2 protein-coding genes are annotated in these 2,823 nt (G+C 67.8%); both read right to left on the bottom strand.

Annotation, left to right across the window (positions count from 1 at the left end):
* A partial coding sequence (locus I6U14_RS12340; RefSeq protein WP_296899724.1) for a V-type ATP synthase subunit B occupies window positions 1-891 on the bottom strand: 891 nt, incomplete at its 3' end.
* 75 nt (window positions 892-966) lie between these two features.
* On the bottom strand, window positions 967-2,757 hold the full coding sequence (locus I6U14_RS12345; protein WP_296899743.1) for a V-type ATP synthase subunit A: 1,791 nt from the start codon (window positions 2,755-2,757) through the stop codon (window positions 967-969).
* Window positions 2,758-2,823 lie beyond the last annotated feature (66 nt).

A 2,823-nucleotide genomic window follows, 5' to 3' on the forward strand; every position in this document is an offset into this window, starting at 1 on the left:
GCCGTGGCGCTCGTGGATGCGCCCGCAGCGCTCGTAGATCTCGGCGAGGTCGGAGTAGAGATAGCCCGGGTAGCCCTTGCGCGCCGGCACGTCGCCCTTGGCCGTGGCCACCTCGCGCAGGGCCTCGGCGTAGTAAGTCATGTCGGTCATGACCACGAGCACATGGCGGTCCAGGTCGTAGGCCAGGTATTCGGCGGCGGTGAGCGCGGTACGGGGCAGGGTGAGGCGCTCCACCGGCGGGTCGTCGGCGAGATTCACAAACATCACCACGTTGCGCAGCACGCCGGAGTTGGCGAACTCGTCCCGAAAGAACTTGGCATCGGCATAGCTCACGCCCATGGCCGCGAAGACGATGGAGAAGCTGGTGTCTTCGTCCTTGAGCTTGGCTTGGCGCACGATCTGCGCCGCAAGCCGATTGTGCGGCAGGCCGGAGCCCGAGAAGATCGGCAATTTCTGTCCGCGCACCAGGGAGTTCAGCCCATCGATGGTGGAGATGCCGGTCTGGATGAACTCCCGCGGGTAGGTGCGGGCGGCGGGGTTGATGGCAGAGCCGCCCACCGGCCGGCGGACGTTGGAGAGCACCGGCGGGCGGCCGTCCCGCGGCTCGCCGAGGCCGTTGAATTCGCGGCCGAGGATCTCCGGCGACAGCGCGATTTCCACCGGCTCGTCCAAGAAGCGCACCCAGATGTCCTCCAGGTCCAGGTCTTCGATGCCCTCGAACACCAGGATCAGGACCTCCTCGTCGGCGGCGCGGATCACTTGCCCGTCACGGGTCTCGCCGGCGCTGTCGGTGATGCGCACGCGGTCGCCGAAGGCGATGCCGGGCGTGCGCTGGACCTTGATCAGGCCGCCGTGGGCTTCGCTGGCGGTGCGGTATTCTTTGATGCTCATTTGGAATAGTGTCGAGTGTCTAGGATCGAGTGTCGAGGGGGGAGCAGGCAGGTCAGCCTCGCTCCTCGCACCTCGTCACTCGGTACTTTGCTTCGCATACTCGAGCCGAATCCCCTCGAACGCCTGCTCCACCTCCTGCGCAAAGGCGCGGATCTCCGCCACCTGATCGCTGTTGTAGAGGCTCTTGCAGCGCCGCGCCTTGGAGAGCTGTGGCATCTCGGAGAGCTCAGACACGGGCACACCGAGCTCGATCAGGGCCATGCCCTTGTCGTAGATGGAGAGTGCCAGGTCCAGCAGCGCGAACTGCTTATCCGGCGAGCAGAAGGTGTCTACGTCGTCCAGCGCGCTCTGCTGGAGCACGCCTTCTTTGACCAGGGCGGCTCCTTCCAGCTGCCAGCGCTGGGCGTCGGATAGGGCCTCCGGCCCCACCAGGTTGACGATGCGTGAGAGCTCGGCATCCCGGGCGAGCAGCGCCAGGGCCTCGGTGCGGCGCTGCTCCCAGCGGCGGTCGACTTCCTCGTGCCACCACTCGGCGGCCGTGTGCACATGGCCCGAGAAGCTGGTGACCCAGTCGATGCTCGGGTAGTGACGGGCGTCGGCGAGCTCCTTCGACAGCGCCCAGAAGGTCTCGATGATGTCCTTGGTGTGGCTGGTCACCGGCTCGGAGAAGTCGCCGCCGGGCGGAGACACGGCGCCGATCAGGGTCACCGAGCCGGAGCCCGCGTCATGCGTCTCGACCCGCCCAGCCCGCTCGTAGACAGCGGCGAGGCGCGAGGCGAGATAGGCGGGATAGCCTTCCTCCACCGGCATCTGCCCGAGGCGGCCGGACACCTCGCGCAGGGCCTCGGCCCAGCGCGAGGTGGAATCCGCCAGCATGACCACGTCATAGCCCATGTCGCGGTCGTACTCGGCCCTGGTGAGGCCGACGTACACCGACGCCTCGCGCGCCACCCCGGGCATATTCGAGGTGTTGGCCACCAGCAGCGTGCGCTCCATGAGCTTGCGTCCGGAGTAGGGGTCTTCCAGCTTCGGGAAGCTCTCCAGCACATCCACCAGCTCGTTGCCGCGCTCGCCGCAGCCGACGTAGATGACGATGTCGGCATTCGACCAGCGCGCGATCTGCTGCTGCACCACCGTCTTGCCGGCGCCGAAGGGCCCGGGTACGGCGCCCTTGCCGCCCTTGAGCTGCGGGAAGAAGGTGTCGATGACGCGCTGGCCGGTGATGAGCGGCGACACGCCGTCGTCCCGGCGCAGATACGGGCGCGGGCGGCGCACCGGCCAGCGGTGATAGAGGCTGAGCCGGTGGGTTGTGCCCTTGGCGTCGCGCACATGGGCGATGGTGGACTCGATGTCGTACTCGCCGGCGGGTGCGACCTCTTCCAGCTCCCCCTGGATGCCGGGGGGCACCAGCACCTTGTGAACCACCGTCTCCGTTTCCTGCACCGTGCCGAGCACGCTGCCCGGGCCGACCTGCTGCCCCGGCTCCAGCTCCCGATTCGGCTCGAACTCCCATTGCTTGGAGCGGTCCAGCGCCGGCACGTCGAGGCCGCGGGCGATGTAGTCCCCGGACTGGAGTGCGATTTTCGACAGCGGGCGCTGCACGCCGTCGAAGATGCCGCCCATGAGCCCTGGACCCAGCTCCACCGACAGCGGCCAGCCGAGGCCGACGGCAGGCTCTCCCGGGCGCACGCCGTCGGTGCCTTCATAGGTCTGCACCGTCGCCTGTTGCCCCGAGAGGGAGATGACCTCCCCCACCAGGCCGATCTCGCCGATGCGCACCTGCTCACCGCTGCGCACGCCGGGCAGGTCGATGGTGACGATGGGACCGTTGATGTCGCGGACGGTGCCTAGGCGGTCTTTGCTCATGATTCGGTGATTACCCGGGTTGATCTGGCTTGGGCGAGCGACGCTGTTGAAGGGCCAAGGGCCAAG

The sequence above is a fragment of the Thiohalocapsa sp. genome, from assembly GCF_019695415.1.
Lineage (GTDB): Bacteria > Pseudomonadota > Gammaproteobacteria > Chromatiales > Chromatiaceae > Thiohalocapsa.

Bases quoted from the DNA above. Each gene is read 5' to 3' on its own strand.
- I6U14_RS12345 (WP_296899743.1), bottom strand. From the start codon at position 2,757: ATGAGCAAAGACCGCCTAGGCACCGTCCGCGACATCAACGGTCCCATC.